The sequence below is a fragment of the Sporosarcina sp. OR05 genome, assembly GCF_041414805.1.
Lineage (GTDB): Bacteria > Bacillota > Bacilli > Bacillales_A > Planococcaceae > Sporosarcina > Sporosarcina saromensis.
Window position 1 is genome coordinate 215,195 of the sequence record NZ_JANKJL010000002.1, and the last position, 26,874, is coordinate 242,068.

Consider the following 26,874-nt stretch of genomic DNA (forward strand, 5'->3'; position numbering starts at 1 on the left):
TTTCAGACATATGGTATTGTATGGGGAAGGAAAGAGGGGAAAAACATGATTGATCGACAAGGGATAATTATCTATCTCCATCATTTAAAGCAAGCAAAGTCCCTACGAAAGTACGGCCACGTCCATTATATTTCTAGGAAAATGAAATACGTCGTCATCTACTGCGACCAAACAGATACAGAAGACACCATCCGTAAAATTGAACGATTGCCTTCTGTTAAAAAAGTACTTCCATCTTATAGACCTTTTGTAAAAACTGAATATGAAAATGCAAAACCGGATAAAGCTAAGGAATACGATTACAAAATAGGTCTGTGACGAGTAGGACCAACCTGAGAAATCTGCCTTCAGTTCCATATGACGAGTATTCTTTACTCCTTTATCTTGACCGGGAAGCACATCAGCCTAATGGAGGTAAAAGATGATTCAATCGAAGGATGCCCGTTATGTATTGGAAGAAAAGTTGCGTATCTGCAAACTCAGAAGAATGTTTCATGTCAATGAAAATCGGTGGATGACCGAGTTGTTCTCCTAACTCTTCAAATAGAATTGTTCTTTTAGACTTTTTCATTTCGGTTTGTTGAATGCCTTCCCTGCAAATGTAAATGGGCATGAATTTGCTGTCACTTGCAGGAGTGAATGCAGCGGCAAGGGAAATCATCTGTTTGTCTTGAATGGTTGATGAGAAGATGAAAGCACGGTGAAGACGGTCTTTATTCGTTTTCATTAGCTCGAATAACTCGTAGACATCACCAAAACCTTCACCTAATTCAATAAAACGCTGTTGGTACAATTATGACACTACCTTTCGTATTAAGGGATAAATTCATAATACCATTTGCTTTACCAATACGCATTCATCTTAGCATACAGTGAGGTGCGCAAGTGAAAAATAGTAGCAGGATTGTTGGTTTATTACTACTAGTGAACATTGCTCTCGTCTATATGCATTATAGCCTGATGGCTGATGCGAACGAGAGTACTGAATATCCACAAACTTATAACCAAGAAATTGAAGTAATTAATCGTGCGGAAACGATAATCGTCAAGCAACATTTTACAAACTTACATCCAGGTAGACATGAGCTCGTGTTTCCAAAAAATGTGCAAAATATTGCTTGTTACAAGGAAAAAGATACATCTTGTTCTCGTTTGAATGATAATTCTACTGCTTTTATCGAAGGAGAGCAATCAGCGCAGTCCATATCCTATGAAATCCCTACGGAAAGCAAGTATGGAGCAAGTTTATTCATCAAAGACCCATTTGTCACAATTAGGAACGAAACAACTAACAAATCATTACTCCACATAACGGACGAACAAGGTATTGGAGGTATGTGGTTAAGTGGTTTGAAGCTGATTGGCAAGAAACAAACCGAATTGATAAACTATGCCTTCTACAAAGGTAACGGACCAATTACAGAGCTTTATTGGCAAAAAGACCCCTTGCCAGTTACGCATCAAGCTAAAGAGCTAACCATTTATGGTCAAAAACTTGATAAGGAACAAGGGGAGCAACTCGCAAATTCGTTAGCTGAGGTAAAAACGGATCACTTGGATGTGATCATCGGAACGTCGAAGAAACACGTTCAAGGCGACCGAATTGTTGTAGTAGATGAACTCAATACAACTTCCATCCATCAATTATATGAAAAGGCAATTCGCACACAATATGCTTTACCACGGGAGGAACTCGTTACAGCACAGTTGACAACTTCCATTCTTCTTGATGAACCCGTGGGAGCAACTCGATCAAAAAGAGCTTATGAGATGCTGAAAAACGAGTTGACTAAAGTAGAATTTGATCAGTTGCAATTGGTGTTGATGAATAAGCGTGGAGGTCAAATTGATGCTGCCGGTCTTGATGGGATGATTGGCGAGCTGAAAGGAATGTCCACTTCTTTTGTGCAGAAAAATGTCAATGAGTCATTTCCTTTCGTCTTTGAAGAAACAAGAGAAATTGTGCTCAACGGTAAGGAACAGGAAGGGATTCCTGTTGTGATGAAAGGGAAGCAGACGTTGTATGCGCTAAATGCATTACTTACCGCTATGGGTTATGAGGTATCTTCGAATGAACGCTCAATTTATGTGCAGGGTACTCAAGAGGATTATCGCTTCTCATTAAGAGACCCGTTTTATGTCCACAATGAGAAAAAGCATACGCTGAGAGAAGCACCTTATGTACGAATCGGGAATGCGTATTATTTTGACGAAGATGCACTTCGCCGGATTTTCCATTTATCGATACAGAAAAACGATGAGCAGATAGTAATGACATCGTTGAATGGAGGGGAATCTGAATGAGGGTAGTTGCTGGTTCAAGAAAAGGAACACCACTGAAATCAATTGCAAGCAATCAAACGAGACCGACTTCCGATAAGGTAAAGGAATCCATTTTTAATATGATTGGTCCTTATTTTGACGGGGGAGTTGCTGTTGAGCTATTCGGAGGCAGTGGTTCATTGTCCATCGAATCTTTGTCTAGAGGAATCGATTCAGCTTACATATTTGAGAAAAATCCAAGAGCATGCTCGGTCATTAAAGAGAACGTTGAAAAGTGCCGTTATACCGAACAGGTGAAAATGATTCGTGGGGATGCGCGAAATGCTGTAAAAACGTTGCAAGCCTCATCTGTTCAAGTGGATTTGTTGTTTATCGACCCGCCTTATGCAGAAACGAGTTTTTACGAGCTTGCAGAAACATTTGTACAAGCTGGACTTCTGACGGAACAGGCAATCATCGTATGTGAGCATGATAAAAAACTTTCACTCCCAGAAAATTATGGTGACTATTGTAGAACGAAAAATCCGATTTACGGAAATAGCGCAATATCCATCTACATGAAATGAGGTACCATTTATGACAAAAATAGCAGTTGTTCCAGGTAGTTTTGATCCCATTACAAACGGACATTTAGATATTATTGAACGGGCCGCTAAAGTATTTCCTGAAGTGAGAGTTGCTGTGATGCACAACTCGTCAAAAAATCCTCTTTTTACAGTAGAGGAGCGTATCGATTTGATTCGTCAAGTAACCGCTAAATTTCCAAATGTCCTTGTTGAATCCTCATCTGGTTTACTCATTGATTACGCACATAAAGCAGGAGCTTCAGTGATTGTAAGAGGATTACGCGCAATTTCGGATTTTGAGTATGAAATGCAAATTACTTCGATGAATCGGATGCTTGATGAAAGCATTGAAACATTTTTCGTCATGACCAAAAATCAATATTCATTCTTGAGCTCAAGTATTGTGAAAGAAGTATCTAAATATGGCGGAAACATTTCTGCGCTCGTTCCAACAGTAGTGGAAGAGGCATTACATAAGAAATTCCAGTAATTGATACGGATTTTAAGGTATAATTGAACAACCGTGCACATGAGGGTACAGTGGTAGTAAAAAGAGTCCAATGGTTATGACGTTTCGAGTCATAACCATTTTTTACATTAAGAAATACAAGAGTAGTGGAACAGCGAAGACACACCATAATCTTGACACGATATAAGGAATTAAGGGTATATTTACTGCTTTTGCAATGACAAAGACTTGCATATGAATGCTTAGACCATTGAAAGAAATGATTGCAGCGATTAAAAAGGGAAAACTGGCATAGGAGTAGAAATGATCAGTAGCGGATTGAACGCCTGACGTCATCTCAAAAATAGCAAGTAAAGCTGTTTTCGTAATGCCAAGATCCACTGGTATTGCAGTAGCTATTGCGGTTGTAAGAACAGTGCCTAATGATGAAAAGAAAATAACAGTTGTTGCTACAAGAATAATGACATTCGAACTTTCTTTAATAGATGCCAAAAATGGCGAAGTAGCAGTTTTAGGTAATTGTATAGATTGCATGGACAAGTTTTCGGGCTGATCCTTTTTTAAAAGTGTCATCGCCAATAAGAAGAATAGGAGATTAGCAATGTGAATGGCAGTTAGTAACTTCCATCCTGCTACCGGATTTCCAAGTAATTCTGTTCCGACAAATCCCACTATGAACATGGGGCCTGGTGCATGGCAAGCAGCAAGAAGATAACCACTTTCTCTTCTTGATAACTCTCCATTTTTCATCATTTCTGCGACCGTTACAGCACCAACTGGGAAACCACCGAAGGAACCTAATATATAGGCTTTCATGTATCTCTGCCAATTATTTGTTGCTTTTCGCTTCACAGGCATTTTTAAGAGCCATTGGGTTAAAATAATATAGGGAAGCAAATAAGGCAGCAATGCGTGGGTAAACAATCGTGCACCTGCTTCTGCTCCATCATGTGCTATACCAGGCTGTAATATAAATAATAGGATTAATGCCCATATAATGCCGATGCTAATCATACTGTAAACAGATGCTTATTGGTGAGCGTTAAAGTCATCTATGCGCCTCCTTTGGTTTGTCTATGCTCAGTCATTGTTGTTATTGCTTTATTATGATTTTTTTCGATGGTACACTGTTTAACAGTGATTGTGATGATAAACACGGGTGAAAGCGCTTGTCTGGCCTAGACGCCACCCTACGCTTGGGCCCACAGGATGTGGGTCATGCAATCGTTGCCGCAGGACGCGGCGAACTTAGGTTGCGTTCCCTTATGATCTAGCTACGGGTGGCAGTTCCTCGAGTCGCTTCGCACTTGGAAGAAAAGGCAAAGTGCGCCTTTTTTCCAAGTACTCCAGCGCTTGTCGGACCTACCCGCCACCGTGCGCTTTTCTTGTCTAGCTGCGGGTGGCAGCCGCTCGGGTCGCTTCGGAAGGAGAGGTAAAGGCAAAGAGCGCCTTTTCTCTCCTTCCTCCAGCGCCTGTCGCAGCTACCCGCCACCCTTCGCTTGGGCCCACAGGATGTGGGTCATGCAACCGTTGCCGCAGGACGCGGCGAACTTAGGTTGCGTTCCCTTATGATCTAGCTACGGGTGGCAGCTGCTCGGGTCGCTTCGGAAGGAGAGGTAAAGGCAAAGAGCGCCTTTTCTCTCCTTCCTCCAACGCCTGTCGCAGCTACCCGCCACCCTTCGCATTTCTATACTATGTTGTGTCTGTACAGGCTATTAATGGAGGTTTGGTCTTATGAAGATGAGGAAGTACGGTTTGTATGGGGTTGTTTTGCTTTTTATTGCTTTTTTATTTATTTATCCATTGGATGCATATGTATCGAAACCAGGTGGGGCATATGAATTGTCACCGATAGTGGAAGTGGAAAATGGTGATGAGGATGACGTTGGGGCATTCAGTCTTATGACAATTGCGATTGGAAAAGCAACTCCTTTCTCCTATGTAGCAGCTACCTTTTCTGACAAAATGAAGATTTTGCCGGTCCATAAAGTCCGAAGGGAAGGCGAAAATGACGAAGAATATAATGTGAGACAGAAGAAACTTATGTCTGATTCGCATTTTAATGCAATTACGACTGCATTCAAAAAAGTAGGGATACCCGTAGAGATAAAATATGACGGTGTTTTTGTCATGTCTGTTCTTCCTGGCGGTGCTGCAGAAGGAAAGCTGAAATCGGGTGATAAGATACGAGAAGTCGATGGTGTTCATTTGCATGAGGTCGGTCAATTCGCAAATCTTATTTCTTCAAAAGAAAAAGGGGACCATCTTACAGTTTTAGTTGAAAGGGACGATGAACTGAACGAGGTGGAACTGACTGTAGGTGAGATACCTAATTCAGAGGGCAGGATCGGTTTAGGTGTCCAATTCCAAGAAGATCGGGAATTGAAGACAGAACCAGCAGTTACTATCCATACAGCAGACATCGGTGGCCCTTCTGCAGGTCTAATGTTTACGCTTGAGATCATAAACCAATTAATGGAGGAAGACTTGACGAAAGGGTACAATATCGCTGGTACAGGAGAAATGCTTGCGGATGGTACGGTTGGACGTATCGGTGGAGCTGATTTCAAAGTTATTGCTGCGGATCGTGAAGACGTAGAAATCTTTTTTGCACCAGATGATGATCTCCCTCAAAATGTACGTGAATTAAATCCAGGAATTATGACAAACTATGAGGAAGCTGTAAAAACCGCAAAAAAAATAGGTACGAAGATGAAAATCGTACCTGTCAAAACGATTGATGATGCATTAGCTTATTTGGAATCGTTGGAACCGAAATGATGCGTTCTAATTGGTGGTGTTAAGTAATCAAGCCCGATTTTAGGGACGTGTTGACAATTGCCAAGTGCCATTGCATAAAGATCTGCTGCGCGAATATCCATTGTTAAGGAATCATTGGACAACGTGGCAACTTTGCTGATCAGAGGCAATGTTAAATGCTTCTTCACCGAACGCAAATAGGTCTGTCCATCCCCTGTCATACCGAGTAGACGTAAGTAGGAGGGGGCTGGCATTGTTTCTCGTTGCTCAACAGTGAATCCAGTCAAAATGTGCGTTAACATACGCTGGATTCTTGTCCAAGTGTAACGTTTAGATTTCACTTGTGCCATGAAAGGTTGAAAGGCATCATGCTTCAGGGCAGCGCGGTAAATAGCATTTTCGATGCCTTCAGTAATGTCTGCAATGGATGCTAAGCGTATGGGTCCTTCACGTAATATCGTATACCGTAAGTACGGATAAAAGGTCTCCCAATTCCCGAAGTGCCCCCGTTCGGCTTGCCAATCAAACAAAATGTCTTTTGTGGCTTGAGGAACGAAGGGTTCCATTTCATCCATTGTACCGGTGGAGAAATACGATTTACGAATACCTGTTGCGCTCGCAACTTTATGTGCGTGTAAATCTGCTTCATGGTAATCTGCCCCACGTCTTTGAATGGTTGTCGGCTTCATCATAGAACCTATACATTGTGCTGCCTCCATGTAGTGAAAGCCTAATATATTATTCGGCTTTGTTAAATCTGCGAGTTGCGTCTGAGACGTGTTGTCTTGAATGCTTGTGTATGCTTCTTTTAATGCATTTGGGTAACTTCTGCCATCTTGAATCGCTTTTTTGACAACTGTTTCATACACGGTTTCTGTCTGGTTGATAAGTGATAGGCTATTGGTGAATGGAGTGATATCCCCGTCTTCACTTCCAAAACAAAAGGAAGAGCATCCAACAGCATCCAATAGCGTAATCGCTCCTCTTGCAAAAATGGGTGCATGAGCAGTGGCAAAACGATAGGGCAACTCAAAGACGATGTCTATGCCGGATTGCAAAGCCATCTTTGTTCGGGCCCATTTATCAACAAAAGCAGGTTCGCCTCTTTGAAGGAAATTACCACTCATCACGGCGATGACGACGTCTGCTTGAGTTGTCTCCCTAGCTTGTTGTGCATGATAGACATGTCCATTATGGAGCGGATTGTATTCAACTACAATGCCTGTCGCTTTCATTGTTCCCACCCTTTCGATATAATCTATTTGCATTATACGTCGATGCGTTTTAGGTGACAAGAAAATATCTTGACATCCCTTTTTATCCATTATATAATCAACAGTGTTGTCTTGAGGTGATATAGACGTGAAATGGTCCATTCATCAATTACAGAAATACAGGCAAGGTGCGATGCCGCTTGACGAAGCCATCAACCTTGACTCCGTGAAAAAACGGAATCCGGAAATCCGGGATATTCAGCCTGTCCACGTAACGGGTAGCTGTGTAATTGGTTCTAAGAAATTGACTTGCCATTTCCATCTTGAAGGTGAGATGACGTTGCCGTGTTCCCGTACTTGGGAAGACGTCAAACTCCCATTTTCAATTGAAACGGACGAGCAATTCAGTTGGGATGAAGCGACTTTGGCTGCGGATGATTCGATTCATCCTGTAATCGGGGAAGTTGTCGATCCAACCCCTGTTTTTGAAGAATTGATTCTTCTTGAAGTGCCTTTACAGATTTTTAGCGAAAAAGCTAATGAGATGAAAAGTGCAGAGGGGAAAGGTTGGTCCTATACAACTGATGAAGAATATGATGCACAGCAACGCGAAGGAAAAGAAAATAAAGTGGATCCTCGATTAGCAGGATTGGCTGGATTTTTTGATTCTGAAAAGAAATAGGCGATCATAAGGAGGTGCCCAAATGGCAGTACCAAAAAGAAGAACTTCTAAAACAGCAAAAAGACTTCGTCGTACACATTACAAATTACAAGTTCCAGGCATGACAACTTGCGATAATTGTGGCGAAATTAAATTGGCACACCGCATCTGCAAATCTTGCGGTCATTACAAAGGAAAAGAAGTCGTAGGCGAATAAGTTAGATTCCCTACATAAAATCACCGAGAGGCCATGGCTCCGGTGATTTTTTTTGCGTTAAACTTCTTACTGAAGTTCGCTATCATCACTTGTACGCTGCAAACTCTCCTCTTAATTCAATTTATATCCATTAATCAAACTAGATTTTATTCAAAAAAGATGTACACCTTCTTCCTACTTGGTAGAATAGTAGAAAAAGGAGGGATTGAATTGGTATCCATTCAAACCGTTGAAAACGGAATTGCGATGTTTCAAATTAATCGACCCAAAAAAATGAATGCTATTAATTTCGCTGTCATGAACGAGCTGGAAGCATTTTTAAATACGATCGAAGCAAATGAGCACATAAACTATGTGGTCATTACGGGAAGTGGTGATCGTGCATTTTGTGCAGGTGGTGATTTGGCTGCATTTCATCAAATCCAAACTGCAAAAGAAGCGTATCCGATGCTAAGCAGAATGGCTGGTTTGCTCTATCGTTTAGCTTCTTTGCCTGTACCTGTTATTGCTCTTGTCAATGGTACGGCAGTTGGTGGCGGGTGTGAGATTGCGTCAGCATGTGATTATCGTATCGTTTCCGCTAAAGCGAAAGCTGGTTTCATCCAAGGGACACTTGCTATTACGACCGGCTGGGGAGGCGCAACACAGCTATTTGAAAAATTACAGCGACCAGACAAAGTCATGCAGTTATTGTCCGAAGCAAAAATACATACTGCTGATGAACTTCTACAAATTGGTTGGGCATCTGCCGTATATGAAGGGGATTCAAAAAAGGGACTTGCAAAATTCCTGGAGCATATGATGACCATTCATCCAAATGTCCATAAGACGTACAAAAAGCTGGCCATTGCAAATTGGGAAAGAGCTGACGTGGAAAACCGAATGTTGCATGAAGCTCAAGAGTGTGCTCGACTATGGGAAAGTGATGCGCATCATGAAGCTGTAAATCGATTTATAAACAAATTATGATTAGTAGTAAATCGTGATTGCATTACGGTTAATGAACTTTTTCGGCTCAGAATAGGGTACGAATTCAGACTAATAGTTGAAAACGGTTACATTTATCGTATACACTAGAGTTGGGAGAAATTCATTTTAGCAGTTTGGGGGTTATCATATGAAGAAGATTCTAATAGCGAATCGTGGGGAAATCGCGAGTAGAATTATAGAGACATGTCGCAAACTGTCGATCCAGACAGTCGCGGTCCATTCGGAAGCGGATGCGCACATGCCTTTTGTCAAACTGGCTGATGAGTCCTTTTCGATTGGACCTGGTCCTGTCCAACAGTCCTACCTACAAGCAGATACCATAATTGAAATCGCATTAAAGACAAATGCTGATGCGATCCATCCGGGCTATGGTTTACTGTCGGAAAATGCGGACTTTGCAAGAAAGGTAGAGGAAGCTGGTCTTGTCTTTATCGGTCCGGATGCTGAAACCATTCGTTTAATGGGTGACAAAATTGCATCGCGTACGAAGATGAAACAGGCGGGTGTTCCGGTTGTGCCAGGGACGGATGAAGGTGTTGCAACTCTTGAGGACGCAATAATTGCTGCACAACATATTGGCTATCCAATCATGTTAAAAGCAAGTGCTGGCGGCGGTGGGATTGGAATGGTGCGTTGTGAAAATGAGCAAGCGCTCAGTCAACACTTTCAGTCCATTAAAACTCGAGCGAAAGCCTATTTTGGTAATGAAGTTGTTTTCCTTGAAAAGTTTATTGAAAATGCTCGGCATATTGAAGTACAAGTGTTTGGGGATAACAAGGGAAATATCGTTCATCTTTTTGAACGGAACTGCTCCGTTCAAAGACGAAATCAAAAAGTCATTGAAGAATCCCCTTCTCCAAATTTGACGGATGAGGTAAGGGGACGATTGGCGGAAGCTGCCGTCCTTGCGGCGAAAGCAGTAGACTATCGAAACGCTGGGACAGTTGAGTTTATTGTAGCTGAAGACGATATTTTTTATTTCTTGGAAATGAATACACGTTTACAGGTGGAGCACCCAGTAACGGAACTCGTTACAGGTTACGATCTGGTCGAATGGCAAATTGAAGTGGCAAAAGGACATGATTTACCTTGCACAAACCAAAAAGACATTCAGATATCCGGTCATGCAATGGAATTTCGTTTATATGCGGAAGATCCAAAAACGTTCATGCCGTCCCCTGGAAAAATTGAAAAGTTGGACTGGGGACCTTCAAATGATCAAATCCGTATAGATAGTGGATATGTCGAAGGAGGAACGATTACTCCGTTTTATGATCCTTTGATTGCGAAAGTGATCGTTCATGCTGCCACGCGGGAAGAAGTAATTGAAAAGGCGATCGAATTTTTTGAGACGTTTACGCTAGAAGGTGTGAAGTCGAACAGTGCGTTATTTAAACAATTTTTACATGCTGAGGCATTTACGAAGGGTACCTATCATACAAACGTATTAAATGAATGGTTACGTAGTCAGAAGGAGGAGTCAAAATCATGAATGAAGTTAAAGCGGCTATGGCAGGAACAGTCTTTACGGTAAATGTATCTGTTGGGGAATCGGTGGAACAAGGGCAAGTGGTTGTCGTCCTTGAGTCCATGAAAATGGAAATACCTGTTGAATCAGAAGTTGCTGGGAAAGTAGCAGCGGTCAATGTACAAGTTGGAGATTTTGTAAACGAGGAAGATGTGCTGGTAGTAATTGAATCGTAAGCGACAATCAGTAGAAGTTTGCTAAGCGTACGGGAGGGGAAATTTTTGACAAAGGTGAATGAACAGACGGGGTATAATGAAAAACTAGCAGAGAGAATTAAAGATGTTTTTGCAGGTGGTCAGCCGAAATACCACGAAAAATTGAAAGAGCAAAATAAACTTTTTGTGCGTGATCGATTACGACTTCTGTTTGACAAGGGCGAATACATGGAAGATGGGCGCTTTGCAAACTGTGAAGCTGGGGATTTACCTGCCGATGGCGTTGTCACGGCAATGGGGAAGGTGAATGGCCAAACGGTATGTGTCATGGCGAATGATTCAACGGTCAAGGCGGGTTCTTGGGGTTCCAGGACAGTAGAAAAGATCATTCGTATACAAGAAATTGCTGAAAAGAATCGGGTGCCCATGTTGTATTTGGTCGACTCTGCTGGTGCAAGGATCACTGATCAGTTGGAGATGTTTCCAAACCGTCGGGGAGCTGGACGTATTTTCCATAACCAAGTAAGGTTGTCTGGTTTCATACCTCAAATATGCCTGTTGTTCGGTCCTTCTGCGGCAGGCGGTGCTTACATTCCAGCCTTTTGTGACATAGTCATCATGGTCGAGGGAAATGCATCCATGTATTTAGGATCACCTCGGATGGCTGAAAAAGTAATTGGAGAAAAAGTGTCGCTTGAAGAGATGGGTGGCGCGAGGATGCACTGCTCAGTTAGTGGTTGTGGAGATGTCCTCGTTGGCAGTGAGGAAGAAGCAATTCAGGAAGCACGCCGTTATTTGGACTTTTTCCCTGCGAATTTTACAGAAAAGCCAAAAGTGAAAGAGGCAATTTCAACCAAAGCCGGCCGAATGATGGAAGAGATTATTCCTGAAAATCAAAACGCACCTTTTGATATGTATGAAGCGATTGATGCGTTAGTTGATGAAGGTAGTGTGTTTGATATTAAAAAATTGTTTGCGCCTGAACTAATTACAGTGCTAGCTAGAATTGAAGGGCAACCAGTAGGCATTATTGCAAATCAACCAAAAGTGAAAGGTGGCGTCTTATTCGTTGATTCAGCAGATAAGGCGACCAAGTTCATTGCACTTTGCGATGCATTTTCCATTCCATTACTTTTCCTCGCTGATGTACCGGGGTTCATGATTGGGACGAAAGTTGAACGTGATGGGATTATTCGTCATGGTGCAAAACTAATTATGGCGATGAGTTCAGCAACTGTACCAAAGATTTCTGTCGTTGTCCGAAAAGCTTATGGGGCTGGATTGTATGCAATGGCTGGTCCTGCTTTTGAACCCGATGTGTGTATTGCATTACCGACTGCCCAAATTGCTGTAATGGGGCCAGAAGCGGCTGTGAATGCTGTTTATTCCAATAAGATTGAAGCAATTGAGGATCCGAAAGAAAAAATTGCATTTGTGCAAGCGAAACATAAAGAATATAAAGAGGAAATCGATGTGTATAAGATGGCATCAGAGCTGATCATTGATGAAATTGTTGCGCCATCTGATTTAAGAACCGTTCTTGCGGAACGTTTCCGCTTTTATTCGACAAAAGATTTACCATTACCACCTAAAAAACATTCTGTATATCCTGTATAATGAGTGCAGGTTCAAAAGAGCGCCTTTCTAGGGTGCTCTTTTTAAAAGGGGGAATGAAGGTGGAGGTAGTCATTGTCGGTGCAGGATCTATTGGGCTACTAATCGGCTCGTATTTAGGTCGGTTTGATTGTAACATCACCTTTCTTGTACGACGTGAAGAACAGGCTGAATCGATTCGTGAGAAAGGCATTCAATACATAGGTGAGAATGGAATACGTGAGACAATTCGTGCAAATGCTTGTACGCAAATTGAAAATGTGCCAGTGGAAGCGCATTGGATTGTAGCGGTAAAATTTAACGGTGTAGCTTCGGTGCTTGAAAGGCTGAAAAGTGAAAAACTCGATCCGCCATTATTGTTCGTGCAAAATGGAATTGGGCATTTGGAGATGATAGCAAATACAGAGCTGTCAAATGTGTTTGTGGCAACGGTCGAACATGGGGCAGCTCGTCTGAATGATTACACTGTATCGCACAATGGTGTAGGATTGACAAAAGTCGCATGTTTTAGAGGTGTTCCAACAACATTTGACTTTTTAAAACAGCTACAGACACATACATTTCCGATAGAATTTTCGGAAGGTGCGCAAGACATCCTGTTGCGAAAAGTGCTCATCAACTGTGCTATTAATCCATTGACAGCCATACTTCAAGTGAACAACGGTCATTTAATAGAAAATGATTTTGCGCATGCATTACTGTCGCAATTATATGACGAATTGATTTCGGCATTCCCTGAGATGCAAAAGGAATTGCCGAAATCCGCGATTGAAGACGTTTGTAAACGGACGGCTAGAAATGAGTCTTCCATGTTGAAGGATCGCAATAGTGGACGTCCGATGGAAATTGAGACGATTGTTTCAGCGGTCATTGCGCTAGCTGCACAACGAGACAAGCCGTTACCTTTTTTACAAACGATGGAGAAGATGTTACGTGTAATGGACGGAGGTGAGCCCTATTGATAAATGGTTTGCTTGCAATTTTAACGGGTGTCATTGTACTTTTTCCATTTTTAGTCACAGTCGTGTTCCTTGTCGTGATGAGAAAAAGGGGAAGAGCGCCAGCTTCCGAAGTAGGCCGTGCTGCGGATTGGACAACTCCATTTTTATTCTTGTCCGTTTATTTTACCTCTGAAGCAATCTTTCATGTGAATACTGCATTTATTATCATTGTCATTAGCATTATCATTGCCTTGCTTTTTGCTACAAATGAAAGATTGAAAGAGAAAGAGTTTCAGGTGACGAGATTTTTCCATAAAACATGGAGAACGTATTTCCTTGTATTAGGGGTTGCGTACGTCGTATTAATGATCATCGGCATTGTTTTAAAAATCGTACAATATGTAAAATGAGAAATCTGTTCTTTCTTATGTAAGCGTAAATATTCCAATCTGACGAATTTGGATGATATACTCGTGTCAAACAAGTTAAAAAGGGGCATTTGTAATGGAATTTGAAACGTTGGAGTTACACAATCAAAATAAAGTCCTTCAAGCTTACATGAATGAGGAAGAATTTATACATACCTTCTTTGATTATAAAAATGAGCATGCGTCTTTTCCAAAGAGAGTCGAGGAGTTAACAGGTCGTACGTTTGATCGGAAGGAAATTGCTTCGGTCATTCGTTCGTATATGGAATCGTTCGGGATTTCTGATCGTGCGGCGAAACATATTGATGAGCTTGCGAACGATGCAGTTGTTGTCATTGGTGGTCAACAAGCGGGTTTATTGACTGGCCCGCTCTATTCAATTCATAAGGCACTTACCGTCATCTTGCTTGCTGCCTCCAAAAGAAGAGAACTTGATTTGTCCGTTGTTCCGGTTTTTTGGGTCGCTGGAGAAGACCATGACCTGAACGAAATTAACCATGTGTTTGTTGAAAAGGGTGGAAAACCAACAAAACAGCAGTATCAGGAAAAGTTCGTTCTTAAACTGATGGCATCCGATACAACTTATACAGAACAAGAAATGATCGGTTTTGTGGAAGAAATCTTCCGCCAATTTGGCGAAACGAACCATACGAAACCCTTGCTGCATGACGTTATTGAAGCGGTGAAAATGGAGCGGACTTTTACAGGGTTTTTTGTTAGATTGATGAATGGACTGTTCAAGGAACAAGGTTTATTGTTCATCGATTCTGCGTTTAAACCTCTTCGTCAATTGGAAAGCAAGTCCTTTCAAGCATTTATTCGTGAAGCAAGCACTTTAACCGCATCCATTATCCAAAAGGAAAAGCAGTTTGAATCGCTAGGGTTTGATAGACCTATTCAATTGGAAGAAGATGCGGCTAATTTATTTTTCGTCCACGAAACAGGTCGATTTTTGTTGTCGAAAGTGGATGGAATCTTTATCAATGAAAGCGCTGGGATCCGGTACACTGAAGAACAATTGCTGGAAATCGCAAGGGAACAGCCGTGGTTGCTTAGTAATAATGTTGCCACAAGGCCAATTATGCAAGATTTAGTGTTCCCTGTACTTGCATTTGTTGGTGGTCCTGGCGAAATTGCGTACTGGGCACAATTGAAAGAAGCATTTCATCATCTCAATGTAAAAATGCCGATACTTGTACCTCGAATTTCGATTACACTTGTCTCACAAACTACCCAACAACTACTGAAAGAATGTTCATTTTCTATTGAAGATGTATTAGCGGGCGCTGTACATGAAACGCGCGAGCAGTTTATCACCACTCAAAAGGATGAAGCATTCGAACTAGCGTTATGCCAAATAGAACACCATTTGGACGAGAGTTATCAAGAGCTCTCCCGACATGCCAGCGCGGGAATGCAACAATTACTATCGAAAAACGTAAGGTACCATAAACAACAATTCGGTTTTCTTCGAAAAAAGGCGGAAGAAGAAGTGTTCATTCAACATGAAGCGACACTTCGGAAATACAGAAAAATAGAAAATGAAATCCTTCCAAACGGTTCTTTACAGGAACGTCTCTATACACCTTACCTGTTCATGAATGAATTCGGTCCAGATTTAGTACAAAAACTACTTCAATTGCCGCTCGAGCCGGACGGTAACCATAAAATTGTCTATTTATAAAAATCAAACCAAGCTATTACCTGTACATTGTTCGATTAAATAGAGTTGCACTTGAACACCTTACATTCCGCATAGATATGTAAGGTGTTTTGTTATTTGCTTTTTTAAAGAAAATTTACAGTTAATGACTTTATAGTCCTAGTTTTTGATGAAAAATGTGAACCTATCTCAATGAAACAAGTACTAATGACACATTTTACAAGTAACATGGAATATAAGTGGAGGAATGTGGAGGGATGTGGTACATTAAATTCATATAGTGGGGTGAAGAGTATGTTCATGGGCGAATACCAGCACACTGTTGATACGAAAGGCCGTTTAATTGTCCCATCAAAATTCAGGGAATATTTGACGGATGGTTTTGTGTTGACTCGTGGATTGGATAATTGCCTATTCGGTTACCCTATGGAGGAATGGAAGCGTCTTGAGGAAAAGTTAAAAGCTCTTCCGGTCACGAAAAAAGATGCTCGAGCCTTTGCACGATTCTTCTTCTCTGGTGCAACTGAAGTTGAAATAGACAAACAAGGCCGTGTTAATATTCCATCATCCTTACTTGATTATGCGAAAGTTGAAAAAGATTGTGTCGTCATCGGAGTATCAAGTCGAATTGAGATTTGGGCGAAAAGTGCTTGGGATGCTTACTATGATGAATCTGAGCAATCCTTCAATGAAATTGCAGAAAACATTATTGACTTTGATTTTTAACGATAAGCGATTAATTTTATGAGAAAGAGGGCGGTTTCCTTGTTCGATCATATTACGGTGTTACTTCATGAAGCCGTCGACGGGCTAGCTATAAAGGAAAATGGTATATATGTGGACTGTACACTCGGTGGCGCAGGGCACAGCTTAGAAATAGCAAAAAAACTGTCAGCTGAAGGTCGATTGATTTGCTTTGACCAGGACATGACGGCAATTAACGCAGCGAAAGACAAACTAAAGGATCATATCGAAAAAGTGACATTCATTCATTCGAATTTCCGAAACGTAAAGAGTGAACTGTATGCGATTGGCATTCAATCTGTTGACGGAATTTTATATGACCTTGGGGTTTCCTCTCCTCAATTGGATACACCGGAAAGAGGGTTTAGCTACAACCATGATGCGCCACTAGACATGCGCATGAACACGGATGCGGCGCTATCGGCATTTGACGTGGTCAATGATTGGGCATATGAAGACCTTGTGCGTATTTTCTTCAGATATGGGGAAGAAAAATTTTCAAAAGGAATTGCTCGTAAAATTGAGGATGCGAGAAAGATTGCACCGATCCGCACAACAGGTGAGTTGGCGGAACTGATTAAAGAAGGAATTCCTGCGGCAGCGAGAAGAACTGGCGGACACCCTGCAAAACGAGTTTTCCAAGCGATACGTATTGCGGTCAATGACGAACTTGGAGCTGCTGAAGAATCGTTGAGTGATGCTTTAACCTTACTCAACAAAGGTGGACGAGTTGCTGTTATTACTTTCCATTCGTTGGAAGACAGGCTTTGCAAGACGATTTTTAAAGAAGCATCTTCTATGCCTGAATTACCACCAAATCTACCAGTAATTCCTGCTGGCATGGAGCCGGAATATAAATTAGTGACCCGAAAACCGATTGTACCAACTGATCAAGAAATAGCAGGAAATAAGCGATCCCGTTCATCAAAATTACGAATCATTGAGAAAAAATAAAGGAGGCAATTGTGAAATGGCATTGGAGCAGAGATCATTCCAAATGAATACGGTACATGAAATTCAAACGCCGCAACAACCAAAAAAAGATTTTCCAAAACAAACCAATCAACGTTCAGGAAAACTTTTCTCAAAAGGAGAAAAGCTCTTATTCGTGCTATTAACGGCAATTGCCGTTGTTTTTGCTACAATGATTTTACATAAGCAAACGCAAATTAATGACATGAATAAAGAAGTGCAAGATGTAAATAAGGAGATTGTGGAAATCACAAAACAAAATACAGAATTGTCCATCCAAGTGAGCGAGAAATCTACGTACGAAGTGATTTGGAATAAAGCGAAGGAGCTCGGCTTGAATCTAAATGAGAAGAACGTAAAGGTCGTGCCTGGACGATGAAAAAAAAGTTTCGATTTCAATGGGGAGCCTTTCTGATGTTCATATTTTTCGGAGGGCTCTTTTTACTATTATTCGGTCGTATGCTCAGTATTCAAATTACTGGTGAGGCAGAGGGGAAACAACTCGCAATGATGGCACAAGCGCAATATGCAAGAGAAGCAGTTTTGCAAGCGGAGCGAGGGAAAATTGTCGACCGTAATGGGGAAGTCATTGCTTCAGACACTTTAAGTTATCGCCTTATCGCAGTGTTATCGGAAAAAGCGACCGAAAAAGGAGCGAAAAAGCCGAGACACGTCGTCGATTATGATAAAACGGCGGAGTTGTTAAGTCGATACATACCGATAGAAAAAGAAAAAATAGCAAGTATTATGTATAAGGCGAAAGAAAATAACTCTAAAGTCTATCAAACTGAGTTTGGAAAAGCGGGTCGTGACATTAATCATGAAACGATGTTAGCGATTAAAGAAGCAGCCGATAAAGAAGGCGTAACTGGCCTGCAATTCATTGAAGATAAAAAAAGATTTTATCCGAACGGTAATTTTGCTTCCTATCTGATTGGTTTTGCAATGCGGGAAGAAAACAAAGAGAAGAAAGTGTCCACCGTCGGAAAAATGGGTTTGGAAAAAACATTTAACGAACAGCTGACAGGTACAAATGGCAAAATGGATTTTCAAACCGACATTTGGGGGTATATACTACCGAAAACGGAAAAACAGATTGTCCCTGCCAAAGATGGCATGACGATTCAATTGACACTAGACAAGACGATTCAAAACTTTGTTGAAGATGCAATGAATCAAGTAGACGAAAAGTATTCACCCGCAAAGATGCTTGTCGTCGTTGCAAATCCAAAAACAGGTGAAATTTATGCAATGAGTCAGCGACCGTCATTTCATCCGGGTACCCGTGAAGGGTTAACTGAAAACTGGTTGAATGATGCAGTGGAGAATACGATTGAGCCAGGCTCTACTATGAAAATGTTTACCCTCGCAGCTGCAATTGAAGAAGGCAAGTGGGATCCATTTGCAGAATACCAATCAGGTCAGTATACGATTTATGATAAAACGATTCGGGATGTTAAAAGAGGAGGATGGGGGAGAATCTCCTTCTTGGAAGGCTTTCAACGCTCATCTAACGTCTCTATGGCGTATTTATTGGAAAGAATGGGCGATCGAACGTTCATTGAGTATTTGAAAGGCTTTGGTTTTGGTGAAAGAGTGGGGATAGATTTGCCGCATGAAGCGCCTGGGATTCTATTAGATATCAATCCGAGTGAACGTCTAACGACATCTTACGGACAGGGATCGACCGTTACGCCTTTACAAATGATTCAAGCAGCGACTGCAATTGCAAATGATGGTAAGATGATGAAACCATATGTCATTGATAGAATCATAGACCCTAATACGGAGGAAACGGTTGAGAATCACGAACCAGAAGAGCGGAAGTCGCCTATTTCAAAGGAAACTGCCAAACAAGTACGAGAGATATTGGCATCTACGGTGACGTCTGAAGTGGGAACTGGACGGAAATTTGCGTTAACCGGTTATTCTGTTGGTGGGAAAACTGGGACAGCCGAAATTCCAAATACGAATGGCCCCGGCTACATGAGTGGTGATGGGAATTACTTGTATTCTTTCTTAGGAATGGCGCCAATTGATGACCCACAGCTCTTAACGTATGTGCTTGTTCAACAACCGAAATTAGAAATTGGTCAATATGGTGCGGACCCTGTTGCACAGCTTTTTACTTCCATTATGGAAAGTAGCTTAAAGTATATGAATATTGTTCCGGAAAACACAGAAACTTCCTCGGCGATCTCTATTACAGATTATGTAGGTAAAGAGGCGTCAGATGGAATGGAAGAATTGGAACAACAAGGATTTAAACCTGTTTTAATTGGTGAAGGCGGCGAAGTAAGTAGTCAATACCCTACAGCGGGAACGAAATTATCCAAAGGATCTATTGTACTACTTGAAACAAAAGGAAAAATAACACTGCCAAATTTTTCTGGATGGTCGAAAAAAATGGTTTTATCCTTTAAAATGTTATCAGGGCTCGATATCCGTCTTGTCGGTGATGGTTATGTGACAGAGCAGAGTCTTACTGAAGGAACAGTCATTAACGCAGATGAACCAGTAGTTCTCCAATTTCAGTCACCACAAAGTAAAATGAAGCCCAGTGAGAAAGAGGATGAAACAGAGATAATTGGAGGATGATGTATAGCCATCCACATCAATTCATAAGTTGATAGAAAAAAAGAAAGGTGTGGAACACTGCGTAAATATACCGACTTGCAATCTAAAAAAAGATTGCGCGCAGTATTCGTTCTCTTTATCATTGCAATGGTCATGGTAGCTGGAAAACTATTTCACGTACAAATTGTTAAACACGAATGGTTAAAGGTGCGTGCTGAAGAAAATTGGGACCGTGAAATTCCTTTTGGGGCTATACGAGGAGAAATTAATGATCGAAATGGTGAATTAATTGTAGGGAATCAACTTGCACCTACACTTTACTATATGCCCTCTCAAAACAATGAACCTGAAAAAGTAGCTGCGACATTAGCGGGAATTCTGCAAACAGACGCTGATAAGTTACTAAAAAAGCTCTCTGAAAAAGCTTATATGGTAAAAATTGCACCCGAAGGAAAAAACATTTCGAAAGAGCAAGCTGATGAAATTGCAAAGCTTCAAATTGAAGGATTGTATACAGGCGTCGATTTCATCCGGAATTACCCAAACGGCGAATTGTTATCCCGGCTAATCGGTTTTACTGGTTATGACGGTCAAGGTCTAGCAGGGATAGAATATGCTTACGATGAAATCCTACAAGGGACCGGTGACAAAATCCGTTTATACACAGATGCTCGCGCCATTCCGCTCCCACATGTGGACGACGGGTTTCAAACAGGTGACAACGGCGCAACAGTCGAATTGACAATCGATGTGGAAATGCAAAAAATTATGGAACGAGAATTACTTCAAGCAATGGAAAAGTACGATTCTACACAAGCGGTTGGAATCATTATGAATCCAAAGACCGGTGAAATCCTTGCACTTGCATCGATGCCGTCTTTCCATCCGGCAGACTATCAAGATGTCGATCCGTCCATTTATAATCGGAATTTGCCGGTATGGATGACGTTTGAACCAGGTTCAACATTTAAAATTGTCACATTGGCGGCGGGGCTTGAAGAAAAATTGATTGATTTGCATGATGAACATTTTCACGATCCCGGATATGCAATGGTTGCAAATGCCCGATTACGTTGTTGGAAAAGGTCAGGTCATGGCCATCAATCGTTTCTTGAAGTTGTTGAAAATTCCTGTAACCCAGGCTTTATCGAAATTGGTCAACGGTTAGGAAGCGAAAAGTTGGATCAATACATTCGTGATTTCGGTTTCGGTGAATCAACTGGATCGGGCATTGCGGGCGAAGCAAAAGGGATTCTTTTTTCAAAAGAAGCGTTTGGTCCCGTTGAACAAGCGACTACGGCTTTTGGCCAAGGTATTTCTGTGACGCCGATTCAACAAGTGCAAGCAGTCGCTGCGGCAATCAATGGTGGATTTTTATATCGTCCGTATATTGTGAAGGAAATAAAGAATGATAAGGGTGAAACACTTCAATCTTTTGAACCTGAGATGAAACGAAGGGTCATCAGTGAAGAAACATCCGCGCAAGTAAGAGAAGCGTTGGAATCAGTTGTCGCAAATGGTTCTGGGCGGAATGCATTTAACGACGGCCTGCGCGTAGGTGGGAAAACAGGAACTGCTCAAAAAGTCGTTGACGGTGGCTATAGTGATGGAGATTATATTGTTTCTTTCATCGGCTTTGCTCCAGCGGACGACCCTGAATTGCTTGTATACGTGGCGGTGGATAGTCCGAAGAATTCCGTACAATTCGGAGGTGTCATTGCCGCTCCAATTGTTGGCCGCATCATTGAAGAAATTGCTCCTTTAGCTGGTGTTGAAAAACGTGTGGACCAACTTGAGAAAGAATATCGTTGGGGCGATCCAATTACGCATCGTGTACCGGATTTAACGGGAATGACAAAAGGAATGGTTGCTCGTCAGCTGCATACGTATCGAATTCAGTGGCACGGGGAAGGTGACGTGATTAAATATCAAATGCCTGCTCCCGATTCATTAATGAATGTGGACGATATCATCCATGTATATACAGAAGAATAATTCTTAAAGATTGAATGAGGTAAGGAGAATAGTTTATGACACTCGTCACAACAATAACGGTTATTGCCGTTGCATTTATACTCACAGCATTGATAGGAATGGCAATCATTCCGTTGCTCAGAAGACTGAAATTCGGTCAGAGCATTCGGGAGGAAGGGCCGGACGCTCATAAGAAAAAAGCAGGCACGCCTACAATGGGCGGCCTTATTTTCCTGAGCTCCATCATCATTACGATGCTTGCCCTATCATACATAGTTGAAGATGTATTAACGACACAAACGATTGTCCTTATGATCGTTCTTGCAGGATTCGGTGTCATCGGTTTTCTGGATGATTTTATTATCGTTGTCATGAAAAGAAATTTGGGCCTTACATCCATACAAAAACTCATTGGACAAATCATTATAGCTATTATTGCGTATTTCCTTTTAAAGATGGGACCTTTTGACACAACGGTCGGTATTTCATTCACTGATCTCTCCATTGATTTAGGAATTTTCTATGTGGCATTCCTCGTGTTCTGGCTCGTTGGTTTTTCCAATGCAGTGAATTTGACAGATGGACTCGATGGACTTGTTGCGGGTACATCCACAATCGCTTTTGCTGTGTTTGGTGTATACGGTTTAGTTTACGAGCAAGTGGACATTGCAATCTTTTCCTTCGTTGTGGCAGGCGCTATGCTAGGGTTTTTATTATTTAATATGAAACCCGCTAAAGTATTTATGGGAGACACAGGTTCGTTAGCACTTGGTGGTGTGCTGGCCATGTTGTCAATTTTGGTTAAGCAGGAACTTCTGCTCCTCATTATCGGGATTGTGTATGTCGTTGAAACATTATCTGTCATGATTCAAGTGACAAGCTTTAAATTGACCGGAAAACGGGTATTTAAAATGAGCCCTATTCATCATCATTTTGAACTATCCGGATGGTCTGAACGAAAGATCGTTATTGTGTTTTGGGGAGTCGCATTTCTTGCGGCAATTGTTCCGTTACTGTTGGAGGTGTTGTAATTGATTACGTGGGACGGATTTAAAGACAAGAACGTTTTAGTGCTTGGACTGGCGAAAAGCGGTTTTGCGGCAGCCGACTTGCTCCATTCTCTCGGAGCGAATGTTGTTGTGAATGATGCATCACCGGAAGATGGGAATTCTGACGTTGCGCTTCTTCGCTCAAAAGGAATAACAGTAATTTGCGGAGGACACCCATCTGATATCTTAGACGCGGGTTTTGATAGTATCGTAAAAAACCCAGGTATTCCTTACCAAAACCAAGTGCTCCAACAGGCAGTTGAAAAAGGGATCCCCATTTGGACGGAGATTGAGTTGGCTTACTTGATCAGTGAAGCGCCTATTGTTGCTATTACTGGTTCAAACGGTAAAACAACGACGACGACGCTTTTGTATCACATGCTAAATATTGGTGGCAAGAAACCTTTGATTGCCGGGAATATAGGAACGGTCGCTTGTTCTGTTGCAGAAAAAGCGACTGCGGATGAAGTTATCGTTATGGAAGTCTCGTCTTTTCAATTAGCAGGTATTGAGAAGTATCGACCAAAAATAGCAGTCTGGACAAATTTGTACGATGCCCACATTGACTATCATGGTACTTTTGAAGAATACGCTTCAGCTAAATCGAGGATTACTATGAACCAAGAGGCTGAAGATTACTTCATATACAATGCGGACCAAGTTGAGATGCAACCTTATATAAATACGAAGGCAATCAAAATTCCTTTCTCTTTGCAAGGTAGAAAGGAAGAAGGAATCTCAGCTGATAGTGAAATGATCTATTGGCAAGGTGAACCTTATGTGAAAAGGTCAATTATCAAATTACTCGGTCAGCATAATTTGGAAAATATAGTAGCAGCGACTGCAACAGCTATTTTACTGGATTGTGATAAATCGACAATCGAAGATGTATTAAGTTCATTTACTGGAGTTCGTCATCGGATGCAGTTTGTGAAGGAACTGAATGGTCGTGCATTTTATAATGACTCAAAAGCGACGAATACGCTTGCGACGAAAAGTGCATTGTCATCGTTTGGACCGCCAGTTATTCTTCTAGCTGGAGGATTGGATCGCGGCCATTCCTTTGAAGAGCTACGTCCACATATGGGTAAAGTGAAAGCAGTTATCGCGATTGGAGAGACGCGTGAACGGTTCATGGAATTTGCTGTTTCGTGTGGAGTAACGGATGTGTATGCTGCCGATTCGATGGTTGAAGCTGTCGAAAAGGCGTATACAAAATCAACGATTGGGGATCAAATTTTATTATCTCCGGCTTGCGCTAGTTGGGATCAATACGAAAGTTTTGAAAAACGTGGCGATGCATTCATTGAGGCCATCATGAAGTTATCGTAACGATTGTTGGATGAATAAATCGTAAAAATGCAAAAAGTTAAATTGGACTTTGACTTTGTTCGTCGTCAGGTCTTACGTTAGGGTAGTAATGGAGGAACTATTAAGAGGGAAGGATGCGTTCTCTGGATCAGAAGTTAAAAGCCGGATTTATTGTAGCAGCGGCATTATTATCATTGATCGGTTTGGCGTTTGTCCATTCTGCTGGCTCCTATTGGGGGCAAGTTCACTACGCAGACTCTTCACCATTCATTGTAAAGCAAGCAATTTATATGGCAGTATCGATCGCAGCTGCATTATTTTTGATGAAAGGGCCATGGACTTCCAACCAAACATTTTGGACTGCTTTTTATTACATAGCAATCATCATGTTAGTAGCTGTCATGATTCCGGGCATCGGGGTTGTTCGAAATGGCTCGCAAAGTTGGATTGCACTTGGACCGTTTAGCTTGCAACCTGCTGAATTTGTGAAAGTCGCTTTAATTGGAAAACTTGCATGTAGTATGAAACAGTCATCAGGAAGACGACCTTTTAACGTGCAACATTTTGTGTTGATTTTATTGCCTGCTGTATTGATCATGTTACAACCTGATTTAGGTTCTGCAGTCATTATGATTGTTTCTGCATTTGTCATTTTGTTCATCGCTGGATATCCGTTGTCCTTCTTTGCTTTTCTAGGACTATCAGGTATTGGTGGGATTATTGCGCTAATCGCGGCGGCGCCATACCGACTCGATCGGATCAAATCCTATATTGATCCGTGGAATGATCCGCTAGGCACAGGTTTTCAAGGTATCCAATCGTTATTTGCAATTGCACCTGGTGGTTTGTTTGGCCATGGCTACGGCAATAGTCGACAGAAGTTCCTCTACTTACCGGAACCGCAAAATGATTTCATATTCTCGATTATTGCAGAAGAAACGGGTTTTATCGGTGCAACATTCGTATTGCTTCTATTCGTTATGCTACTTGTTACAGCTTTTGGTATTGCAATCCGGACAAAAGACTATCGCTCATTTCTTATGACTTCAGGAATGGCTTCTATGATTACTTTTCAGACCTTTTTAAATGTCGGCGTTGTCTCAGGATTATTACCCGTAACAGGTGTAACGTTACCGTTCATTAGTTATGGAGGTTCGTCTTTGCTTACAACTTGGATGGCTGCAGGAGTCATTTTACATTTTGCTTTTTATCAAAAAAGAAATTGAGGGGAGGAGAGCAGATGGATAAAGTTATTGATATTGAAGAGCGGATACCATCCATGCGAGAAAAACGGCGTAAGAAAACAAATAAAAAGTTCTTGTTTATACTAGCTGTTTTTTGCATTGCTCTCCTTTTGCTATTGTATTTTCAATCTCCTTTCAGTAAGGTGGACTCAATTCATGTGAAAGGTGCAGCTCTTCACGATCAATCGTATTACGTTGAAAGAAGTGGCATTGCTTCTGGGGATGCATACTGGAAATTTACGACAAATCAACTAGAAAAAGAACTTTCTAGCGTTGAGGGCGTCAAGGAAGTAACGGTTTCTAGAAAGTGGTTAAGAGATATTGAAATAGAAATTACAGAATGGGACACTGTTGCTTATGTTGAGAAAGAAGGGGAGTTTTCGCTCCTTCTTGCCAATGGCGAAGTATTTTCCGCTAAGAGTATTACACCGAATGTACCCATTCTGAACAATGTTGTTAACAAAAAAGTATTGAAAAAATTAACAAGTCAATTAGTGAAAATGGACAAGAATGTGTTGCAACTGATTTCTGAAATCATTTATACGGGCGAAGACGATGATGCTGATACAATTACGGTTTATATGGATGATGGGTATGAGGTACATGCACTCATTCCTGCTTTCGCAGAGAATATGGAATACTATCCAGAGATTGTTACTCAATTAGACGGCTATGAAAAGGGTATAATTGATATGGAAGTTGGTACGTTCTTCTCGCCTTATAGCGAAGTATATGGAAGTGAGGTAGTGGAAGAAGAGGAAGGTGAAGTTGTTGATGAAGAAAGTGAGTAAGGGAAGAAAGGATCGAGGAAGGTATGTATTATATGCCATCGTCTTTCTAGTACTCGGTTTTATATTTGCTTTTTCTTATCGAACACTTGGGAAAGATAAAGTGGATGTTGCCCAAAATCCCAGTTTGCAGAAAGAGGAACAGTATCGTGAAGAACTGATTGCTCAAAAAGAGCGCAATAAAGAACTTACCGATGAAATCTTTATGAAGCAAAACGAAATACGTGAATTTGAACAATCCATTTCTGAAAATGAAAATAATCATGCTGGATTGGTAGAAGAAGCGAAAAATCTACGGCTATTGCTAGGGGTTATTCCTGCAATCGGGCCAGGTGTCCGGATTACCTTGAAAGACGGTGATTACGATCCTGTCGAGCAAAATCCGAATGAGTATATCGTCCACGAAAGTCATGTCCTACAAGTAGTGAATGAATTGAAAATATCTGGCGCACAAGGAATTGCTATAAATGGACAACGAATCTCTGCCAACTCCAATATTAAATGTACAGGCCCTGTCATTAAAATTGACGGGAGAACGTATCCTGCACCGTTTGTCATAGAGGCGGTTGGGGATTCAGAAGTGCTCACAACTTCTTTGCAATTAAGGGGTGGAGTAATTGACGGCTTAGTTCACGATAACATCGTAGTCTCGGTCGAACAGTTGAAAGAATTGAAGTTGCCTGCGTTACGGAACGAATCGTAAAGGAAATGTCAGTGTCGAAGGAG

27 protein-coding genes are annotated in these 26,874 nt (G+C 41.4%); 24 read left to right on the top strand and 3 right to left on the bottom strand.

Features of this window, described 5'->3' with window-relative positions; translation table 11 throughout:
• The first annotated feature begins 45 nt into the window (after window positions 1-45).
• The gene (locus NRI27_RS05315) at window positions 46-318 is read left to right on the top strand and encodes a YlbG family protein (protein ID WP_317941761.1); all 273 of its coding nucleotides are present in this window, start codon (window positions 46-48) and stop codon (window positions 316-318) included.
• 82 nt (window positions 319-400) lie between these two features.
• On the opposite strand, the gene NRI27_RS05320 is transcribed toward NRI27_RS05315, so the two are convergent.
• Entirely contained in the window at window positions 401-793 is a 393-nt protein-coding gene (locus NRI27_RS05320) for a DUF7147 family protein (protein WP_317941760.1), read from the bottom strand.
• 92 nt (window positions 794-885) lie between these two features.
• On the opposite strand from NRI27_RS05320, the gene NRI27_RS05325 reads away from it, so the two are divergent.
• From NRI27_RS05325 to coaD, 3 genes are read left to right on the top strand one after another with little or no spacing between them, the layout of a single operon-like run.
• Window positions 886-2,304, top strand: coding sequence for a hypothetical protein (locus tag NRI27_RS05325; protein ID WP_371389831.1), 1,419 nt, complete (start codon window positions 886-888; stop codon window positions 2,302-2,304).
• Window positions 2,301-2,849, top strand: coding sequence for a 16S rRNA (guanine(966)-N(2))-methyltransferase RsmD (gene rsmD / locus NRI27_RS05330; RefSeq protein WP_371389832.1), 549 nt, complete (start codon window positions 2,301-2,303; stop codon window positions 2,847-2,849). Before NRI27_RS05325 ends, rsmD begins: the two co-directional genes overlap by 4 nt.
• Window positions 2,850-2,859: 10 nt before the next feature.
• The gene (coaD, locus tag NRI27_RS05335) at window positions 2,860-3,339 is read left to right on the top strand and encodes a pantetheine-phosphate adenylyltransferase (RefSeq protein ID WP_317941757.1); all 480 of its coding nucleotides are present in this window, start codon (window positions 2,860-2,862) and stop codon (window positions 3,337-3,339) included.
• Between the two features lie 102 nt (window positions 3,340-3,441).
• Here coaD and NRI27_RS05340 read toward each other — a convergent pair whose 3' ends face one another.
• Window positions 3,442-4,332, bottom strand: coding sequence for a hypothetical protein (locus tag NRI27_RS05340; RefSeq protein ID WP_371389833.1), 891 nt, complete (start codon window positions 4,330-4,332; stop codon window positions 3,442-3,444).
• A gap of 720 nt (window positions 4,333-5,052) precedes the next feature.
• Between NRI27_RS05340 and NRI27_RS05345 the strand changes: the two genes are divergently transcribed.
• Window positions 5,053-6,099, top strand: coding sequence for a SepM family pheromone-processing serine protease (locus NRI27_RS05345; RefSeq protein ID WP_371389834.1), 1,047 nt, complete (start codon window positions 5,053-5,055; stop codon window positions 6,097-6,099).
• Here NRI27_RS05345 and NRI27_RS05350 read toward each other — a convergent pair.
• Window positions 6,072-7,313, bottom strand: coding sequence for a nucleotidyltransferase (locus tag NRI27_RS05350; protein ID WP_371389835.1), 1,242 nt, complete (start codon window positions 7,311-7,313; stop codon window positions 6,072-6,074). The two genes, NRI27_RS05345 and NRI27_RS05350, sit on opposite strands and share 28 nt — an antisense overlap.
• Before the next feature lie 127 nt (window positions 7,314-7,440).
• Between NRI27_RS05350 and NRI27_RS05355 the strand changes: the two genes are divergently transcribed.
• The 19 genes from NRI27_RS05355 to NRI27_RS05445 all read left to right on the top strand — a co-directional run bounded on the left by NRI27_RS05355 (window position 7,441) and on the right by NRI27_RS05445 (window position 26,851).
• Complete coding sequence (locus NRI27_RS05355; protein WP_317941753.1) at window positions 7,441-7,974, top strand: YceD family protein; 534 nt, start codon at window positions 7,441-7,443, stop codon at window positions 7,972-7,974.
• Window positions 7,975-7,996: 22 nt separating this feature from the next.
• The gene (gene rpmF / locus NRI27_RS05360) at window positions 7,997-8,170 is read left to right on the top strand and encodes a 50S ribosomal protein L32 (protein ID WP_317941752.1); all 174 of its coding nucleotides are present in this window, start codon (window positions 7,997-7,999) and stop codon (window positions 8,168-8,170) included.
• A gap of 210 nt (window positions 8,171-8,380) precedes the next feature.
• Window positions 8,381-9,139, top strand: a complete 759-nt coding sequence (locus NRI27_RS05365) for an enoyl-CoA hydratase/isomerase family protein (protein ID WP_371389837.1) — start codon at window positions 8,381-8,383, stop codon at window positions 9,137-9,139.
• Window positions 9,140-9,287: 148 nt separating this feature from the next.
• Entirely contained in the window at window positions 9,288-10,652 is a 1,365-nt protein-coding gene (locus NRI27_RS05370) for an acetyl-CoA carboxylase biotin carboxylase subunit (RefSeq protein ID WP_317941750.1), read from the top strand.
• Window positions 10,649-10,864: a biotin/lipoyl-containing protein gene (locus NRI27_RS05375; RefSeq protein WP_317941749.1), complete on the top strand. Its 216-nt coding sequence runs from the start codon at window positions 10,649-10,651 to the stop codon at window positions 10,862-10,864. Before NRI27_RS05370 ends, NRI27_RS05375 begins: the two co-directional genes overlap by 4 nt.
• A 54-nt stretch (window positions 10,865-10,918) precedes the next feature.
• A complete protein-coding gene (locus tag NRI27_RS05380) occupies window positions 10,919-12,460 on the top strand; it encodes an acyl-CoA carboxylase subunit beta (RefSeq protein WP_371390058.1) in 1,542 nt (513 codons plus the stop codon).
• A 59-nt stretch (window positions 12,461-12,519) separates the two neighbouring features.
• Window positions 12,520-13,419: a ketopantoate reductase family protein gene (locus NRI27_RS05385; protein WP_317941747.1), complete on the top strand. Its 900-nt coding sequence runs from the start codon at window positions 12,520-12,522 to the stop codon at window positions 13,417-13,419.
• On the top strand, window positions 13,416-13,808 hold the full coding sequence (locus NRI27_RS05390) for a DUF3397 domain-containing protein (protein ID WP_371389838.1): 393 nt from the start codon (window positions 13,416-13,418) through the stop codon (window positions 13,806-13,808). The genes NRI27_RS05385 and NRI27_RS05390 overlap by 4 nt, the downstream gene beginning before the upstream one ends.
• A 94-nt stretch (window positions 13,809-13,902) precedes the next feature.
• A complete protein-coding gene (gene bshC / locus NRI27_RS05395; RefSeq protein ID WP_317941745.1) occupies window positions 13,903-15,510 on the top strand; it encodes a bacillithiol biosynthesis cysteine-adding enzyme BshC in 1,608 nt (535 codons plus the stop codon).
• Between the two features lie 273 nt (window positions 15,511-15,783).
• Window positions 15,784-16,215, top strand: a complete 432-nt coding sequence (mraZ, locus tag NRI27_RS05400) for a division/cell wall cluster transcriptional repressor MraZ (RefSeq protein WP_317941950.1) — start codon at window positions 15,784-15,786, stop codon at window positions 16,213-16,215.
• A gap of 39 nt (window positions 16,216-16,254) precedes the next feature.
• Entirely contained in the window at window positions 16,255-17,187 is a 933-nt protein-coding gene (gene rsmH, locus NRI27_RS05405; protein WP_317941949.1) for a 16S rRNA (cytosine(1402)-N(4))-methyltransferase RsmH, read from the top strand.
• A gap of 16 nt (window positions 17,188-17,203) precedes the next feature.
• The gene (ftsL, locus tag NRI27_RS05410) at window positions 17,204-17,584 is read left to right on the top strand and encodes a cell division protein FtsL (RefSeq protein ID WP_317941744.1); all 381 of its coding nucleotides are present in this window, start codon (window positions 17,204-17,206) and stop codon (window positions 17,582-17,584) included.
• A 35-nt stretch (window positions 17,585-17,619) separates the two neighbouring features.
• Window positions 17,620-19,803 carry a penicillin-binding protein gene (locus NRI27_RS05415; protein ID WP_371389839.1) on the top strand — a complete coding sequence of 728 codons (2,184 nt, stop codon included), beginning with the start codon at window positions 17,620-17,622 and terminating at the stop codon, window positions 19,801-19,803.
• 126 nt (window positions 19,804-19,929) lie between these two features.
• A complete protein-coding gene (locus NRI27_RS05420) occupies window positions 19,930-21,777 on the top strand; it encodes a penicillin-binding transpeptidase domain-containing protein (protein WP_317941948.1) in 1,848 nt (615 codons plus the stop codon).
• A 35-nt stretch (window positions 21,778-21,812) separates the two neighbouring features.
• Window positions 21,813-22,787, top strand: coding sequence for a phospho-N-acetylmuramoyl-pentapeptide-transferase (mraY, locus tag NRI27_RS05425; protein WP_317941742.1), 975 nt, complete (start codon window positions 21,813-21,815; stop codon window positions 22,785-22,787).
• On the top strand, window positions 22,788-24,137 hold the full coding sequence (murD, locus tag NRI27_RS05430) for a UDP-N-acetylmuramoyl-L-alanine--D-glutamate ligase (protein ID WP_371389842.1): 1,350 nt from the start codon (window positions 22,788-22,790) through the stop codon (window positions 24,135-24,137).
• 113 nt (window positions 24,138-24,250) lie between these two features.
• The gene (gene ftsW / locus NRI27_RS05435; RefSeq protein WP_317941740.1) at window positions 24,251-25,342 is read left to right on the top strand and encodes a putative lipid II flippase FtsW; all 1,092 of its coding nucleotides are present in this window, start codon (window positions 24,251-24,253) and stop codon (window positions 25,340-25,342) included.
• A 14-nt stretch (window positions 25,343-25,356) separates the two neighbouring features.
• A complete protein-coding gene (locus tag NRI27_RS05440; protein ID WP_317941739.1) occupies window positions 25,357-26,151 on the top strand; it encodes a cell division protein FtsQ/DivIB in 795 nt (264 codons plus the stop codon).
• Window positions 26,135-26,851: a DUF881 domain-containing protein gene (locus NRI27_RS05445; RefSeq protein ID WP_371389843.1), complete on the top strand. Its 717-nt coding sequence runs from the start codon at window positions 26,135-26,137 to the stop codon at window positions 26,849-26,851. The genes NRI27_RS05440 and NRI27_RS05445 overlap by 17 nt, the downstream gene beginning before the upstream one ends.
• The last annotated feature ends 23 nt before the right edge of the window (window positions 26,852-26,874 follow it).

Coding starts and splice junctions, on each gene's coding strand:
- NRI27_RS05315 (WP_317941761.1), top strand. CDS start 46: ATGATTGATCGACAAGGGATAATTATCTATCTCCATCATTTAAAGCAA.
- rsmD (WP_371389832.1), top strand. CDS start 2,301: ATGAGGGTAGTTGCTGGTTCAAGAAAAGGAACACCACTGAAATCAATT.
- coaD (WP_317941757.1), top strand. CDS start 2,860: ATGACAAAAATAGCAGTTGTTCCAGGTAGTTTTGATCCCATTACAAAC.
- NRI27_RS05340 (WP_371389833.1), bottom strand. CDS start 4,332: ATGATTAGCATCGGCATTATATGGGCATTAATCCTATTATTTATATTA.
- NRI27_RS05345 (WP_371389834.1), top strand. CDS start 5,053: ATGAAGATGAGGAAGTACGGTTTGTATGGGGTTGTTTTGCTTTTTATT.
- NRI27_RS05350 (WP_371389835.1), bottom strand. CDS start 7,313: ATGAAAGCGACAGGCATTGTAGTTGAATACAATCCGCTCCATAATGGA.
- rpmF (WP_317941752.1), top strand. CDS start 7,997: ATGGCAGTACCAAAAAGAAGAACTTCTAAAACAGCAAAAAGACTTCGT.
- NRI27_RS05370 (WP_317941750.1), top strand. CDS start 9,288: ATGAAGAAGATTCTAATAGCGAATCGTGGGGAAATCGCGAGTAGAATT.
- NRI27_RS05375 (WP_317941749.1), top strand. CDS start 10,649: ATGAATGAAGTTAAAGCGGCTATGGCAGGAACAGTCTTTACGGTAAAT.
- bshC (WP_317941745.1), top strand. CDS start 13,903: ATGGAATTTGAAACGTTGGAGTTACACAATCAAAATAAAGTCCTTCAA.
- mraZ (WP_317941950.1), top strand. CDS start 15,784: ATGTTCATGGGCGAATACCAGCACACTGTTGATACGAAAGGCCGTTTA.
- ftsL (WP_317941744.1), top strand. CDS start 17,204: ATGGCATTGGAGCAGAGATCATTCCAAATGAATACGGTACATGAAATT.
- NRI27_RS05415 (WP_371389839.1), top strand. CDS start 17,620: ATGTTCATATTTTTCGGAGGGCTCTTTTTACTATTATTCGGTCGTATG.
- NRI27_RS05420 (WP_317941948.1), top strand. CDS start 19,930: ATGGTCATGGTAGCTGGAAAACTATTTCACGTACAAATTGTTAAACAC.
- mraY (WP_317941742.1), top strand. CDS start 21,813: ATGACACTCGTCACAACAATAACGGTTATTGCCGTTGCATTTATACTC.
- ftsW (WP_317941740.1), top strand. CDS start 24,251: ATGCGTTCTCTGGATCAGAAGTTAAAAGCCGGATTTATTGTAGCAGCG.
- NRI27_RS05440 (WP_317941739.1), top strand. CDS start 25,357: ATGGATAAAGTTATTGATATTGAAGAGCGGATACCATCCATGCGAGAA.
- NRI27_RS05445 (WP_371389843.1), top strand. CDS start 26,135: ATGAAGAAAGTGAGTAAGGGAAGAAAGGATCGAGGAAGGTATGTATTA.